This is a genomic window from Zobellia uliginosa (genome assembly GCF_018860745.1).
Lineage (GTDB): Bacteria > Bacteroidota > Bacteroidia > Flavobacteriales > Flavobacteriaceae > Zobellia > Zobellia uliginosa_B.
This window is the reverse complement of the sequence record NZ_JAHKPY010000012.1, coordinates 388,627-405,121: the sequence shown is the minus strand read 5'-3', so window position 1 is coordinate 405,121 and position 16,495 is coordinate 388,627. Positions and strand designations below refer to the sequence as shown.

12 protein-coding genes are annotated in these 16,495 nt (G+C 38.3%); 11 read left to right on the top strand and 1 reads right to left on the bottom strand.

Annotation, left to right across the window (positions count from 1 at the left end; all coding sequences use genetic code 11):
* Window positions 1-30 precede the first annotated feature (30 nt).
* The 7 genes from nrfD to KO521_RS13125 all read left to right on the top strand — a co-directional run bounded on the left by nrfD (window position 31) and on the right by KO521_RS13125 (window position 8,282).
* Entirely contained in the window at window positions 31-1,782 is a 1,752-nt protein-coding gene (gene nrfD / locus KO521_RS13155) for an NrfD/PsrC family molybdoenzyme membrane anchor subunit (protein WP_215940365.1), read from the top strand.
* A gap of 2 nt (window positions 1,783-1,784) precedes the next feature.
* Window positions 1,785-2,315 carry a DUF3341 domain-containing protein gene (locus KO521_RS13150; RefSeq protein ID WP_215940364.1) on the top strand — a complete coding sequence of 177 codons (531 nt, stop codon included), beginning with the start codon at window positions 1,785-1,787 and terminating at the stop codon, window positions 2,313-2,315.
* 2 nt (window positions 2,316-2,317) lie between these two features.
* Window positions 2,318-2,878, top strand: a complete 561-nt coding sequence (locus tag KO521_RS13145; protein WP_215940363.1) for a c-type cytochrome — start codon at window positions 2,318-2,320, stop codon at window positions 2,876-2,878.
* Between the two features lie 16 nt (window positions 2,879-2,894).
* The gene (locus KO521_RS13140; protein WP_215940362.1) at window positions 2,895-4,256 is read left to right on the top strand and encodes a quinol:cytochrome C oxidoreductase; all 1,362 of its coding nucleotides are present in this window, start codon (window positions 2,895-2,897) and stop codon (window positions 4,254-4,256) included.
* A 30-nt stretch (window positions 4,257-4,286) separates the two neighbouring features.
* A complete protein-coding gene (locus KO521_RS13135) occupies window positions 4,287-5,390 on the top strand; it encodes a cytochrome c oxidase subunit II (RefSeq protein ID WP_215940361.1) in 1,104 nt (367 codons plus the stop codon).
* Window positions 5,391-5,474: 84 nt separating this feature from the next.
* Complete coding sequence (locus tag KO521_RS13130; protein ID WP_215940360.1) at window positions 5,475-7,304, top strand: cytochrome c oxidase subunit I; 1,830 nt, start codon at window positions 5,475-5,477, stop codon at window positions 7,302-7,304.
* Between the two features lie 156 nt (window positions 7,305-7,460).
* Entirely contained in the window at window positions 7,461-8,282 is an 822-nt protein-coding gene (locus KO521_RS13125; RefSeq protein ID WP_215940359.1) for a GIN domain-containing protein, read from the top strand.
* Between the two features lie 17 nt (window positions 8,283-8,299).
* Here KO521_RS13125 and KO521_RS13120 read toward each other — a convergent pair whose 3' ends face one another.
* The gene (locus KO521_RS13120) at window positions 8,300-10,564 is read right to left on the bottom strand and encodes an acyl-CoA dehydrogenase family protein (protein ID WP_215940358.1); all 2,265 of its coding nucleotides are present in this window, start codon (window positions 10,562-10,564) and stop codon (window positions 8,300-8,302) included.
* A 119-nt stretch (window positions 10,565-10,683) separates the two neighbouring features.
* On the opposite strand from KO521_RS13120, the gene ruvB reads away from it, so the two are divergent.
* The 4 genes from ruvB (at window position 10,684) to KO521_RS13100 (ending at window position 16,478) form a co-directional block, all read left to right on the top strand.
* Window positions 10,684-11,706: a Holliday junction branch migration DNA helicase RuvB gene (gene ruvB / locus KO521_RS13115; RefSeq protein ID WP_215940357.1), complete on the top strand. Its 1,023-nt coding sequence runs from the start codon at window positions 10,684-10,686 to the stop codon at window positions 11,704-11,706.
* Window position 11,707: 1 nt separating this feature from the next.
* Entirely contained in the window at window positions 11,708-12,628 is a 921-nt protein-coding gene (queG, locus tag KO521_RS13110) for a tRNA epoxyqueuosine(34) reductase QueG (RefSeq protein WP_215940356.1), read from the top strand.
* 121 nt (window positions 12,629-12,749) lie between these two features.
* On the top strand, window positions 12,750-14,060 hold the full coding sequence (locus KO521_RS13105; RefSeq protein ID WP_215940355.1) for an MFS transporter: 1,311 nt from the start codon (window positions 12,750-12,752) through the stop codon (window positions 14,058-14,060).
* A gap of 117 nt (window positions 14,061-14,177) precedes the next feature.
* Window positions 14,178-16,478, top strand: a complete 2,301-nt coding sequence (locus tag KO521_RS13100; protein ID WP_215940354.1) for an NADP-dependent malic enzyme — start codon at window positions 14,178-14,180, stop codon at window positions 16,476-16,478.
* Window positions 16,479-16,495: the final 17 nt, after the last annotated feature.

Sequence of the window (16,495 nt, the reverse complement as noted above, 5' to 3'; positions counted from 1 at the left end):
TATTTAAGTAAACAACTATAATAGAATTATATGGCGTCGCATTACGAAGCACCTATACGAAAGCCCTTAGTTATTGGGGATAAAGGCTACCATGATGTTAGTGTGGATATAGCCGCTCCAGTTGAGGGTAGGGCTAATAAGCATTGGTGGATTGTGTTTTCTATAGCCTTAGTGGCATTTCTTTGGGGAATTGGTTGTATTATTTATACAATCTCCACAGGTATCGGTACATGGGGTTTGAACAAGACCGTTAACTGGGCTTGGGATATTACTAACTTTGTTTGGTGGGTAGGTATTGGTCATGCCGGTACTTTGATATCAGCGGTACTTCTATTGTTCCGTCAGAAATGGAGAATGGCAATTAACCGTTCTGCCGAGGCAATGACAATTTTCTCTGTTGTTCAGGCAGGTCTTTTCCCGATTATACATATGGGGCGTCCTTGGTTGGCATATTGGGTATTACCCATTCCTAACCAGTTCGGTTCTCTTTGGGTAAACTTTAACTCCCCGTTACTTTGGGATGTATTTGCAATTTCAACATATCTATCGGTTTCATTAGTTTTCTGGTGGACAGGTCTTCTTCCTGATTTTGCAATGTTACGAGATAGGGCTATACTTCCTTTTCAAAAGAAAATATACAGTTTACTAAGTTTTGGTTGGAGTGGTCGTGCTAAAGATTGGCAACGTTTTGAAGAAGTATCCCTGGTTTTAGCAGGTTTGGCTACACCACTTGTACTATCTGTGCATACGATTGTATCTTTTGACTTTGCTACGTCGGTTATTCCGGGATGGCATACTACGATATTTCCTCCATATTTTGTAGCAGGGGCTATCTTCTCAGGGTTTGCTATGGTGAACACGCTTTTGATTATCATGCGTAAAGTGTGTCATTTGGAAGCTTATATTACGGTACAGCATATAGAGTTGATGAACATTGTTATAATGTTAACTGGTTCTATTGTAGGATGCGCTTATATAACCGAGCTTTTTATGGCTTGGTACTCAGGTGTAGAATACGAACAATATGCATTCTTGAATAGAGCAACTGGTCCTTACTGGTGGGCGTACTGGTCAATGATGACTTGTAATGTATTCTCTCCACAGTTTATGTGGTTCAAAAAATTAAGAACTAGTATTATGTTCTCATTCGCAATTTCCATTGTTGTGAACATAGGAATGTGGTTTGAACGTTTCGTAATTATCGTAACGTCGTTGCACAGAGATTATCTTCCATCTTCATGGACAATGTTTTCACCAACATTTGTGGATATAGGTATCTTTGTAGGTACTATTGGGTTCTTTTTCGTATTGTTTCTTTTATATGCTAGAACATTCCCGGTAATTGCTCAAGCGGAAGTTAAATCCATTTTGAAATCTTCGGGAAGTAAGTATAAGAAATTGAGAGAAGCTGGTAAGCCTTTGTATACAATTACTAAATTGACTGCTACCGAAACAAAAGAAGAGCTTATTACTGATGATGTTTTGATGGGTGAAGTTGTTCCTCAGCAGGATAGTAGTGAAAGTGTATCTGAGCTTTTAAGTACTATTGGTAAATTTGATGCTACCAAAGAAACTGCGGACAATCTTAAAGAAATTAAAGGTGTTGGTCCACAAATGGAAGCTACTCTTAATGAGATAGGGATATTTACTTTTGCTCAGGTAGGTAGAATGACCAATAGAGAGTATGATTTGTTAGATTCGATAACAGAGTCTTTCCCAGGAAGAGCACAAAGAGACGATTGGGCCGGTCAGGCAAGATTATTAAACAATAAGAAACAATAGCTATGGCATCAAAAGCGATACATGCATATTACGATGATGATGACGTGCTAATGCTTGCCGTTAAAAGGGTTAAAGCAGCCAAGCATCACATCGAAGAAGTATATTGTCCATTTCCTGTTCATGGTTTGGATAAGGCAATGGGTCTAGCGCCAACGCGTTTAGCGATTACAGCTTTTCTTTATGGCTGTGTAGGTTTAACCGTGGCTACCGTGATGATGAATTTTATCATGATTGAAGATTGGCCTCAGGATATTGGTGGTAAACCAAGTTTTAGCTATCTAGAGAATATGCCGGCTTTCGTTCCTATTATGTTCGAACTTACGGTTTTCTTTGCAGCACACTTAATGGTAATAACTTTTTATATGAGAAGTCGTTTATGGCCTTTCAAAGAAGCAGAGAATCCAGATGTTCGTACTACAGATGACCATTTTTTAATGGAAATCGATATTCACGATAATGAGAAAGAATTAAAAGATCTATTGTTGGATACAGGAGCAGTGGAAATTAATATAGTTGAAAAAAACAGTCATTAAATATGAACAGTTTTAGCAAAATAGGAATCGTTTTTGGGTTGCTACTGTGTATTACGGCTTGTGCCGATAAGAACAGTCCCAACTATCAATATATGCCTAATATGTACGAGCCGGTTGGTTACGAAGCATATGGCGAAGTTGATTTCTTACCGAATCGTCAAGAAGCAATGACTCCACCCGCAAATACAATTTCTAGAGGTTGGATACCTTACGGTTATGAAAACACACCAGAAGGCAAAGAGTTGGCAAGAGTTCAAAAGAGTCCATTAGATTCTTTGAATATCGAGAAAGACTTAGCTGTAGGTGGTCAGTTATATACCATTTATTGTGCTATCTGTCATGGAGATAAAGGTGATGGACAAGGTACTTTGGTTAAAAGGGAGAAAATCCTTGGTGTACCAACATATGCAGATGAAGCTCGAAATATTACAATAGGTACGGCTTACCATACCATTCATTACGGATTGAACTCTATGGGTTCTTATGCATCGCAGATGAATACAAAAGAGATGTGGCAGGTTTCGGAGTACGTGATGAAATTGAAACAAGACTTAACTAAATAATACTTAGAAAAGGGATATGTATACGTTTTCAAACAAATTAAAGATCGGTTCCTTTATTTTAATGGCTCTTGGGATACTAGGTATTGCTATCGGATTCATATCGGCACCTAGTACAGTAGAAGAGGCAAAAGCAATAGTGGCTAGCCATAGTGAAGGACACGGAGATGCACATGGAGCTGTTGAGCCGCATGGAGCAACTGCCACGGATAGTCATGGTGAAGCTGTTGAGACACATGGTGAGGCGGCCGAAGCCCATGGTGGAGGGCATGACTCTTCTCATGACCAGCACCTTTTACATCAATTACAGAATAAACCTTGGGCAGCTCTTTATGTTGCCGCATTCTTTTTCTTTATGATTGCCTTGGGTGTGTTGGCGTTTTATGCCATACAACGTGCTGCGCAAGCAGGTTGGTCTCCTTTGTTATTTAGGGTAATGGAAGGTATTACCTCTTATTTGGTTCCTGGTGGAATCATTGTATTTGTAATACTGGTGATGTCAGTTCTTCATATGAATCATCTGTTTGTTTGGATGGATGCGGATGTAGTTGCTCATGATCACCTTTTACAAGGTAAAGCAGGTTATTTAAATCCAACGTTCTTTTTGGTTAGAGCAGCTATATTTTTAGCAGGTTGGATATTTTATAGAGAATATTCTAGAAAACTTTCTTTAAAGCAAGATGAGTCTGATGACAATTCTAATTTCAAGTTAAATTTCAGATGGTCTGCAGGTTTCTTGGTTTTCTATTTGGTTTCTGAATCCATTATGTCTTGGGACTGGATTATGAGTGTTGATCCGCACTGGTTCAGTACACTGTTCGGATGGTATGTTTTTGCTAGTATGTTTGTATCCGGTATTACCGTTATTGCAATGGTAACTGTATACCTGAAGTCTAGAGGTTACTTACCAGACGTAAATGATAGCCATATTCATGATTTAGCTAAATTCATGTTCGGTATCAGTATATTTTGGACGTATCTTTGGTTTTCACAGTTCATGTTAATTTGGTACTCTAACATTCCTGAGGAGGTTACGTATTATGTTACGAGAATTGCGGATTATAGATTACCGTTTTTCGGAATGATAGCTATGAACTTTCTGTTTCCAGTATTACTTTTGATGAATAGCGATTTCAAACGCCTTAACTGGTTTGTGATTTTAACAGGTATCGTTATTCTTGGAGGTCATTATATGGATATTTTCAATATGATTATGCCATCAACTGTGGGTGATCAATGGTTTATAGGTATACCAGAAATAGGAGCTGTTCTTTTCTTTGCAGGCTTATTTGTTTTCTGGGTATTCCGTGCTTTGACAACTGCACCTTTACAGCCTAAACGTAATCCGTTTATTGAGGAAAGCAGACATTTTCATTATTAGTATTTTTAACGTATAATAGTAGAACATACGATGACTACATTATTGACTTTAGTGGTTTTGGCCCTTGTGGCGATAGCGATTTGGCAGATGACGAAGATTTTCGAACTGTCGCAACTCAAAGCTGAAAATTCCCAAATAGCCAACGATTCAGATAATAAAACGAACGGATATCTCTTGTTCGCATTTCTTGTCTTCATCTACGGAATTACGATTTTTAGTTTTTGGAAATATGGTAAGTTTTTACTTCCTGAAGCTGGTTCTGCACATGGTGCAGAGTATGATTCGTTAATGTTGGTTTCTTTTATCATCATATTTCTAGTCCAAACCCTTACCCAGGCCTTGCTTCATTACTTTGGTTATAAGTACCGCGGTGTAGAAGGAAATAGAGCACTCTTTTTTGCTGATAGTGATCGTTTAGAGTTCATTTGGACAATTATTCCGGTTATTGTTTTATCCGGTTTGATTCTTTGGGGATTGTACACATGGACAACAATAATGGATATTAACGATGATGATGATCCTTTAATAGTTGAGCTTTATGCACAACAGTTTGGTTGGACAGCCAGATATGGTGGAGAAGATAATGTTCTTGGTATGGCTAACGTAAGGATGATTGATATTAATAAGGCTAATGTTCTTGGTTTGGATGAGTCAGACGCTTATTCTAAAGATGATATTATTGTCAAGGAACTTCATTTACCGGTAGGTAGAAAAGTGAATTTTAAAATGCGTTCACAAGATGTATTACATTCTGCTTATATGCCACATTTTAGGGCGCAAATGAACTGTGTTCCAGGTATGATAACAGAATTTTCTTTTACACCAATACATACAACCGAACAAATGCGTCTGAATCCTGATGTTGTTGATAAAGTAAAACGTACCAATGCAATAAGAGCTGAAAGAGCTGCTAATGGTGAGGACAATTCAGATCCTTGGGAGTTTGATTATATTTTGTTGTGCAACAAGATTTGTGGAAAATCTCACTATAATATGCAGATGAAGATTATTGTAGAGACACAAGAAGAGTATGATGCTTGGATTGCCGAACAGAAGACCTTTGGGGAAAATGTAATGGGTCAAGCATCTACGGATGAATTCAAGAATATTGAAACCGCTACGGCTAGTCATTAATCCACATAATGGTGTTTTTTGATTAAACAAAATGTAGGGTAGGAGCTTTAAAAAGAAAATTAAAAAAATTAAAGAATAGCAAATATGTCTGTTACTGCAAATGCACAGGTAGATGATCATGCACATGATGAACATGATCATCACCACAAACAAACCTTTGTAACCAAATATATATTTAGTCAGGATCATAAAATGATCGCTAAACAGTATTTGATTCTAGGTGTATTCGTTATGGGGGCGTTGGGTATTGCAATGTCACTTTTGTTCCGTATGCAATTGGCTTGGCCAGGAGAATCATTTTCTGTTTTTGAGGTCTTATTGGGTGATTGGGCTCCAGGCGGGGTTATGGATGCGGACGTATATTTGGCATTGGTAACCATACATGGTACATTAATGGTATTTTTTGTGCTTACGCAGGGATTAAGTGGTACATTCAGTAACCTTCTAATTCCTTTGCAGATCGGTGCTCGAGATATGGCATCAGGTTTCATGAACATGCTTTCGTTCTGGATGTTCTTTGTTTCATGTATTGTAATGTTATCTTCATTATTTTTGGAAGCAGGACCCGCAGCAGCAGGTTGGACAATTTATCCTCCTTTGAGTGCACTGCCAATGGCACAGCCAGGTTCAGGAATGGGAATGACGCTTTGGTTGGTTTCTATGGCTATATTTATTGCATCTTCTCTAATGGGGTCATTAAATTATGTTGTAACTGTAATTAACCTTCGTACAAAAGGTATGTCTATGACTAGATTACCTTTAACGATATGGGCTTTCTTTGTAACTGCCATTATCGGTATCATCTCTTTCCCTGTCTTATTATCTGCAGCATTGTTGTTGATTATGGATAGAAGTTTTGGTACTTCTTTCTTCTTATCGGATATATTTATTCAAGGCGAGGTTTTACACTATCAAGGTGGTTCTCCTGTATTGTATGAACATCTTTTCTGGTTCTTGGGTCACCCTGAGGTATACATTGTTATTTTACCTGCCATGGGTATTGTATCTGAAGTTATGGCTGTTAATGCTAGAAAACCAATTTTTGGGTATCGCGCAATGATTGCTTCCATCTTGGCAATCGCGTTCTTATCAACCATTGTTTGGGGTCACCACATGTTTATTTCTGGTATGAACCCGTTCCTTGGATCCGTATTTACATTTACAACATTATTGATCGCTATTCCATCTGCAGTAAAAGCCTTTAACTGGATTACTACACTTTGGAAGGGTAATCTTCAGTTGAATCCCGCCATGTTGTTTTCAATAGGTATGGTTTCTACTTTTATTACTGGTGGTCTTACGGGTATTGTTTTAGGTGATAGTACATTGGATATTAATGTTCATGACACCTATTTTGTAATTGCTCACTTCCACTTGGTAATGGGTATATCAGCACTTTACGGAATGTTTGCCGGTATTTACCATTGGTTCCCAACTATGTTTGAAGGAAAAATGATGAACAAAAATATGGGATATGTCCATTTTTGGATTACTGCGGTTGGTTCATATGGTATATTTTTCCCAATGCACTTTGTTGGTATGGCAGGTGTACCAAGAAGATACTATGAGAATACGGCGTTCCCAATGTTTGATGAATTAACGGACATTCAAGTATTGATGACCGTTTTCGCTATCATTACAGCTAGTGCTCAACTTATATTTGTTTTCAATTTCGTAAGAAGTATTTTCTACGGAAAGGTTGGTCCCAAGAACCCATGGAAAGCAAATACATTGGAATGGACTACTCCACAAGAACATATTCATGGTAACTGGCCAGGTGCGATACCAGAGGTTCACCGTTGGGCTTACGATTATAGTAAGGTGGACGAGAATGACGAATATATCATTCCAGGTCAGGATTTTGTGCCTCAGGATGTACCTTTACAAAAAGATGAGGAAGAGCTTCAGCATTAAAATACTAGATTAACTCAAATATAAATGCCTAACTTTTATAGTTAGGCATTTTTTTTATACTTTTTTTTAACATTCTTGTTGGATACGAACAATATAAGATACATTTGCAAATTATAAAATGTCAATCTAACCCCCTAGAACCAAAGACACTGTAGTATGAGAAATTTACTTTTTCTGTTTGCCTTATTATTTACTTTTTCAGCTTTTGCTCAACGAAAACCAAAGATTAAAGGAAATAGGGTTGTTGTTGATGTATTTCAAGAATTACCACCATTTCATGCTATTGAATTGCGAGATGACCTTGATATAGTTTTACACGATTCCACAGAAGAAGGGATTGCTATAACTGCTGATGATAATCTTATTGATGTTTTAAGATTTAAGGTTCAGGATAGTGTTTTGCAAATCAGTTCCTTTTATAATATTACCAGAAAGAAGAAACTGGAAATCACGGTCAATTATATATATCTTGAAGCTATTACCCTGTATGACGGAGAGATTACTATGGATGGAGCAATTACATCAAAAGACCTTTACGTAGATATGCATGAGTCTGCCAAGATGGATTTAAATGCTGATGCCGAAGTTTTTAACATTAATATGGAAGGAAATAGTTCTGGAGATTTTAATCTCAAAGGAAAAGAAATGAACCTTGTTCTCAAAGATAGAGTAGATGTTAATATTTTTGGTGAGACGGATTTATGTAATGTTAAAATGTACACGAATGCTACTGCCATCCTTGAAGGAACGACTTATGAGTTATATGCTAATCTTTTTGAAAGCTCCAAACTTAAAAGTGAGAAGTTAGTTTCAGACACTGTTTTTTTGACTTTAGAAGAGTCCGCCAACGCAGATGTAAACTCTGTCAATACTGTGCAGTTGACCTCAAGCGGAAATGCTAAAACCCATTTATACGGGGATGGTAAAGTAGAGATAATCGATTTTTTGGACACCTCTGAATTGCATAAGGAGAAGTAATAAAAACTCCTTGAATACTATTGGGCAATAGGAGCACTCATACAGTGTTCCGGTATGCCAAATCCATCTACCAAAACTTCAATGTGTGGTCTTAGCTCCGTACATAAGCGTTCAACACGCTGGCGGATAGCTTTAGATTTTGTTCCGCCAATATAACCCTGTTCTAAATACCATTCTGCATCTTGTCTAAGGGTGTGCAAAGCATGGAGAGTGCCCAACTTTTGAAATAGGTCTTTGTTTCTGCCTTCTGGCATGTTCTGTACAAAATCGTAATAGGTAGTATAAGCCAGTTCATTACTATATGCTTTCCCTAAAGCAACTAAGTGACTTTGAACTTTTAGAAAAGCTTGGTATGAGGGAACTCCTTTTTTAATGTAATCCCTAATGCGCATAGCTAAGGAATAAGTTAAGCGTCTCGTACGATAGTCAAAAGCGTGCTTATGGAACTTTGGATTATATAAATGGTCTTTGTCTACCTTGTTCGTGTAAACAGGGTTAATAGTTGTTAATTTATCACTTATTTGTATACCCAGTATTTTCAATACGGCAGAAAACCCTGCGCTATTGAATTCTGATTTAAAGTCGGATAAAACCCCTTTTGCAGCTAATAGCAGAAGTACGGTATTATCTCCTTCAAATGTGGTAAAGATGTCTACATCACCTTTTAAATCCGCAATTCTGTTTTCTATTAGATAACCTTTTCCGCCACATGCTTCCCTGCATTCTTGAATGGTTTCATTTGCGTACCAGGTAATGATAGATTTTAATCCTGCTACTTGGGTTTCTACTTTTCGCTTGTCTGGCTGAGATGTGTCGCAATACTGCGTCATCATATTGTCCAAAGTTATGTGGTAGACATAGGCGCTAGCTACCAAAGGCGTAAGACGTAGCTGATGTGTTGGATAATCCATCAACAGATCTTCCTGAATTTTAATACTGTCATTAAACTGTCTACGTTTAAGCGCATGTTTAATAGCCACGGTTAAAGCAAATTTGGCACCTCCTAAACCTGCTCGGGCAACACAAATCCTTCCGCCAACTAAAGTGCCAAGCATAGTAAAAAAGCGCTTGTTCGGGTTTTTAATATCAGAATAATAGGAGCCATTTTCTCTGATGTCTCCATATTTATTAAGTAGATTCTCTCTAGGTACGGCAACTTGGTCAAACCATATTTTACCATTATCAACACCATTTAGGCCCAATTTATAACCATTATCTTCAATAACTACGCCTGGTAAAAGTTCGTGTTTCTCGTTTCTAAGGGGAACAAGTATAGCATGTACGCCTTCATTTTTTCCATTTACAATAAGTTGGGCAAATACGGAGGCCATCTTGGAGTGTAATGCATTGCCAATATATTCCTTGTTATCGTTCTTACCAGGGGTATGAATAATAATTTGATCTGTCTTGTTGTTATAGGTTGCCGTAGTTTTTATGCCACGAACATTGGAGCCGTGGCCAGTTTCGGTCATAGCAAAACATCCTAAAAGCTCCGTTTTTCCTGTTGCATCTAAATATTGGTCATGGTGTTTTTTAGTTCCTAGTTTTTGTATGCTCCCTCCAAAAAGTCCAAATTGAACTCCGAATTTTATAGATAGACTGCCATCTGCATACATCATATTTTCGAACATATAGGCATAGCCTTCCATGTCATTGGTTCCTCCGTATTCTTCTGGATATGCCATGGCTCCATAACCTTTATCCGCCAGAAATTTGACTTGGTTTAGAACCACTTTTCTAAACTCTTCTTTGTCTCGGTATATATCCCATTTAAAAATTGGGTCTGCAAGTATTTCTCTGAAATTATCTACCACCTTTGCATGCTTACCCTTTAAAATACAGTCAATTTCTGTGGCATTATAAAAGTCCGATGTAGCTTCATGCGATACTTCCACATCAAAAAGGTGATTGTAGTGATTTGGTTGAATGCCCAATTGTATTTCAATATGCTTCAGTTGTTCGTTAAACGGGCATTCGTCTTTATAGTGACATACGACCTTCTGACTGAAAGTGGTAAGGGGGTAGGTTTCACTTTCTATTAGATTCACGGCTGAGTTTGAAATGGTTTGTTTCCATTTTTTTAGTTCTACATCAGCTGGCGGATTGTTGGTGTCTAACCATGCAAGTAATTGCTTCTTACTCTGTTCTGCCAGCGTTTTGTCTGCATCAATTGCATTATGAACAACGTTAATTTCGGATTCGGTCAGTAAATTGTCAGACCAAATAACATAATAAAAAGGAATGTACTGAAGTATTTCTGAGGAGTAAATAGAGTCTTGCATGCAATGAAATTACGAAAATTATCTTCAAGGTTGAGCGGCTTTTTGCCATATAGAAAACGGCAGATTAGGGTAATGAAGTATAGTGGGCTTGTTTCTTTTTCTGCTATCTTTGTTTTAATATGAATGAGTACTTAGATCCTGAAGGAGAAAACTTCACACCCGAAGAATTTGATATAGAAAGAGCTTTACGTCCCATAAGTTTTGATGACTTTACCGGGCAAGAGCAGGTGTTGGAGAATTTAAAGGTTTTTGTTGAAGCCGCCAATCAAAGAGGAGAGGCACTGGATCATACCTTATTTCATGGCCCTCCAGGCTTGGGCAAGACTACTTTGGCGCATATTCTGGCAAGTGAATTAGGGGTGGGAATCAAAATTACCTCTGGTCCGGTTCTGGACAAACCCGGAGATTTGGCTGGTCTACTTACAAATTTGGATGAGCGGGATGTGCTTTTTATTGATGAGATTCACCGTTTAAGTTCTATTGTGGAAGAATATCTCTATTCTGCAATGGAGGATTATAAGATTGATATTATGATCGAGTCGGGTCCAAATGCCCGCTCGGTACAGATAAATTTGAACCCGTTTACACTTATTGGAGCAACAACTCGTTCGGGGCTACTTACGGCTCCAATGCGTGCACGTTTTGGTATTCAGAGTCGTTTACAATACTATTCTACGGAACTGCTTTCAACCATTGTAGAGCGTAGTGCCGAGATTTTAAAAGTGCCTATTACACAAGATGCTGCTATTGAGATTGCCGGTAGAAGTAGGGGTACCCCTAGAATTTGTAATGCTCTTTTAAGAAGAGTACGTGATTTTGCTCAAATTAAGGGCAATGGTAGTATAGATATCGAAATCTCAAAATTCAGTCTAAAAGCATTGAATGTAGATGCACATGGGTTGGATGAAATGGATAACAAAATACTAACAACCATTATAGATAAGTTTAAGGGAGGTCCTGTGGGTATAACTACTTTAGCCACAGCAGTTTCTGAAAGTTCGGAGACTATTGAAGAGGTTTATGAACCTTTTTTAATACAGCAAGGTTTTATTATGCGAACGCCAAGAGGTAGGGAAGTTACGGATTTGGCCTATAAGCACTTGGGAAAACTTAAAGGAGGCGTGCAACCTGGGTTGTTTTAGTATGAAATCAAGAGGGAAGTATTCCGAACTTATAAAAACCGAAGCCAAACGCCTCGGTTTTTTGTCCTGTGGAATTTCCAAAGCTGATTTTTTAGAGGAAGAAGCACCTCGCCTAGAAAAATGGCTTAATAATAACATGCACGGCGAGATGTCGTACATGGCCAATCATTTTGACAAACGCTTGGACCCTCGCTTATTGGTAGATGGAGCTAAGTCCGTTATCTCTTTGTTACTGAATTACTATCCTGAGGAAACTCAGCAATGTGATACCTATAAAATTTCTAAATATGCCTACGGGCAAGATTATCACCACGTCATCAAATCTAAGTTGCGTCAGTTGCAAGATTTTATCTCCGAAAATATTGGTGAAGTTGGAGGAAGGGCTTTTGTAGATTCGGCCCCTGTGTTGGACAAGGCATGGGCAGCTAAAAGCGGATTAGGTTGGATAGGAAAACACAGCAATTTACTTACCCAACAGGTTGGTTCCTTCTATTTCATTGCGGAACTCATTGTGGATCTAGAGTTGGAATATGATTATAAGGTCACTGATCATTGCGGTAATTGTACCGCTTGTATAGATGCTTGCCCAACGGAGGCCATTGTTGAGCCGTACGTGGTTGACGGTAGTAAGTGTATTTCCTATTTCACTATTGAGCTTAAAAATGAAATTCCTGCTGAGTTTGAGGGTAGGTTTAATGATTGGGCATTTGGATGCGATGTGTGCCAAGATGTGTGCCCATGGAACCGTTTTTCGAAACCTCACCAAGAACCCCTGTTCAATCCACACCCTGAACTTCTTTCGATGTCCAAAAAGGATTGGGAGGAAATTACGGAAGATGTGTTTAGAAAAGTGTTTCAAAAATCAGCTGTAAAAAGAACTAAATTTTCAGGTTTACAGCGGAATATTGAGTTCTTGAAATAATTCTGGCTTCATCGAAAACGTTAGAGTTCGGTCCCTCTCATATTTTCTGGTAAAGTTCTTTTCTGTCGATGATTTATTATACTATCTTGTTAGATAGTTTTAAGACCAAAATCAACTTCTCATGAACTTTATAAATAAACCAAGCTTAAGTTTTTGGCAGATTTTCAACATGAACGTTGGCTTTCTGGGCATTCAATTCAGCTTTGGATTACAGCAAACTGCAATCAATCCTGTCTTTTTATTTTTAGGAGCATCGGAAGATATGTTGCCAATCTTAAATATTGCAGGTCCTGTAACGGGTTTAGTGATTCAGCCCATTATTGGCGCTATTTCGGATAAAACATGGTCGCCCCGTTTTGGTAGGCGTAAACCCTTCTTCTTAATTGGGGCTATAATCGGTAGTCTTTGTTTGTTTGCATTTCCTTTAAGTCCCGCCCTTTGGTTTGCTGTTGGATTACTTTGGATATTGGATGTGGGTAATAATATGGCTATGGAACCTTATCGTGCTTTTGTAGGCGATAAATTACCCGAAAAACAACTAAGTCTTGGTTACCAGATGCAAAGTTTGTTTGTAGGAGCTGGTATTGTTTTGGCCAACGCATCTATTTTCTTGTTTCAAGATTGGTTTAGTGTGGCAGATGCTGTGGATGTGGCCGGTTCTATTCCAAAATGGTTATATTATTCTTTCTTTATTGGAGCATTTTTATCTGTAGCCACAATTTTATGGTCAGTATTAAAAACACCGGAAATTCCGCCGTCCGAAGAAGAATTTAAAGAAATCAAGGCCCACAAAGCGTTATCATCTATTGAGCGTTTTAAAATGCCTTTTGTTGAAATATCAAAAGCGGTAAAAGAAATGCCTTCCTTTATGTGGAAACTCTCCGTAGTTTACCTTTTTCAGTGGTATGCCCTATTTGTGTATTGGCAATTTATTACGCCCCTGTTTATGAATACCATGGGTTTTGATCTTTCCGGAGCGGCAGCTCAATCAGCTAAAATGAGTACGACTTATAATGTTACGACAATGGTTGTCGCGCTAGCTTTGGTCCCAATAGTACTCAAATATGGAAGTAAAAAAGTCTATGCTGCAAGTTTGTTCGGCACAGGATTAGCGCTTTTTGCCATCCCCTATATCTCTGATCCTTTTATCGTATTGTTGCCAATGGTTCTTTTTGGTGTAGGCTGGGCGGCCATGATGGGTATACCTTATACCATGGTATCTAAAATAGTTCCGCAAGACAGAAGAGGTGTCTACATGGGTATTTTGAATATGATGATCGTAATTCCTATGGGTATAGAAACCTTGACTTTCGGGCCTATTTTTAAAAATCTTCTTGGCGGGAACTCTATTAATGCCATCCTTTTTGCTGGAGTGTTTTTTATTCTGGCGGCTGTGTTTTCATTACGGCTTAATGTTAAAGGGGAGAAGTAAGAATAAACTAACTGATGATATTGTTTATAGATTGGGGTATAAGAAATTAATACTTCGAACGCGCTTCACTTATCCGAAGAATACCCTTAAATTTGTTTTTTAAAACCGAATAATCTTATGGGGAATCAAAAACTGAGAAGGGAAGCATTGATATATCATGCTAAACCTCAGCCTGGTAAAATAAAAATCGTTCCTACAAAACCATATTCTACCCAGCGTGACCTGGCATTGGCCTATTCGCCTGGTGTGGCAGAACCTTGTCTTGAAATTGCAAAGGATAAGGAAAATGCTTATAAATATACTTCCAAAGGAAATTTAGTAGCTATCATTTCTAACGGTACTGCTGTTTTAGGTTTGGGTAATATTGGGCCGGAAGCTTCTAAGCCAGTGATGGAAGGTAAAGGTTTGTTGTTTAAGATTTTTGCGGATATAGATGGAATCGATATTGAGGTGAATACGGAAAATGTGGATGAGTTTGTCCAGACCGTAAAAATGATAGCTCCTACTTTTGGAGGTATTAATCTTGAGGATATAAAGGCCCCAGAGGCTTTTGAAATTGAGAGAAGGCTAAAAGAAGAGCTTGATATCCCAGTAATGCATGATGACCAACATGGTACGGCAATAATTTCTGCCGCTGCATTATTGAATGCACTAGAGTTATCCGAAAAAAATATAGAAGAAGTACGGATTGTAATAAGCGGGGCGGGAGCTGCAGCTGTTTCCTGTACCAAATTATATAAAGCTTTTGGGGCAAAAGCTGAAAATATTGTCATGTTAGACAGTAAAGGGGTGATTAGAAAAGATGCCGAAAACTTGTCTTCCTCAAAAGCGGAATTTGCTACGGATAGAAAAATAGATACACTTTCCGAAGCTATGGTAGATGCTGATGTTTTTGTTGGCCTCTCTATAGCGGATATAGTTTCAGCAGAAATGCTGGTTTCAATGGCTAAAAATCCTATTGTGTTTGCCATGGCCAATCCTAATCCTGAGGTAGACTACGATTTGGCAGTAAGGACACGTAAGGATATTATAATGGCCACTGGACGTTCTGATCATCCTAACCAGGTAAACAATGTACTAGGATTTCCTTTTATTTTTAGAGGGGCATTAGATGTGCGAGCGACCACCATTAATGAAGAAATGAAGATGGCTGCTGTTAAAGCATTGGCCGAGCTTACAAAACAACCGGTTCCGGAGCAAGTTAACATTGCTTATGGCGAAACAAGGTTGACGTTTGGTAAGGACTACATAATTCCAAAACCGTTTGATCAACGTTTAATTGCCGAGATTCCACCTGCCGTTGCTAAAGCCGCAATGGAAAGTGGTGTGGCTAAAAGTCCTATTGCAGATTGGAATCGTTACAAAGAAGAGCTTTTACAACGTTCAGGTAACGATAATAAAGTGGTGCGCCTATTGCATAATAGAGCGAAAATGAATAAAAAACGAATTGTTTTTGCAGAAGCAGATCATTTAGATGTTTTAAAAGCAGCACAAATCGTTTACGAAGAAGGTATTGCGGAACCCATTTTGTTAGGTCATAAAGAAATTATATTAGAGTTAAAAAAAGAGTTGGATTTTGATGCCGATATTGAAATTGTTGATCCTACTTCCAAAGAATTTGATGAGAAGCATATACGCTATGCAACCAAGTTCTGGGAAAGTAGAAAACGTAATGGCACAACCCTCTACAGTGCTAAAATAAGAATGCGCGAGCGTAATTATTTTGGTGCTATGATGGTGCTGGAAGGTGATGCAGATGGCATGATTTCTGGATATTCAAGAGCATATCCAACGGTGGTAAAACCAATTCTTGAAGTAATAGGTAGGGCTTCCGGTGTTAAGAAAGTTTCTACGGTTAATATTATGATTACAGATAAAGGACCTTTGTTCTTGTCCGATACGTCTATTAATATAAATCCTAATGCGGAGGAAATAGCTGAGATAGCCCAAAATGCCGCTAATGTTGCCACAACCTTTGGTTTTGAGCCGGTAATGGCTTTACTTTCTTATGCTAACTTTGGTTCTTCTGATCATACACATGCAAAGAAAGTAAGAGAGGCGGTCCGTATTCTACATGAAAGTAACCCTGCCCTTATCGTAGATGGTGAAATTCAAACAGATTTTGCGCTGAACAAGGAATTGTTGCAAAGTCAGTTTCCGTTCTCGAAATTAGCGGGAAGAAAGGTGAATACCTTGATTTTTCCCAATCTGGAAGCCGCAAACATCACTTATAAACTATTGAAAGAATTAAATCAGGCAGATAGTATTGGACCAATTATGGTGGGTCTTAGACGGTCTGTTCACATTCTTCAATTAGGAGCAAATGTAGATGAAATGGTTAATATGACTGCAGTTGCGGTTATAGATGCCCAGGAAAGAGAAAAAAGAAAAAAGGCCAAAACAACGGTCAAATCATAACTACAGTCCGGTTGTAA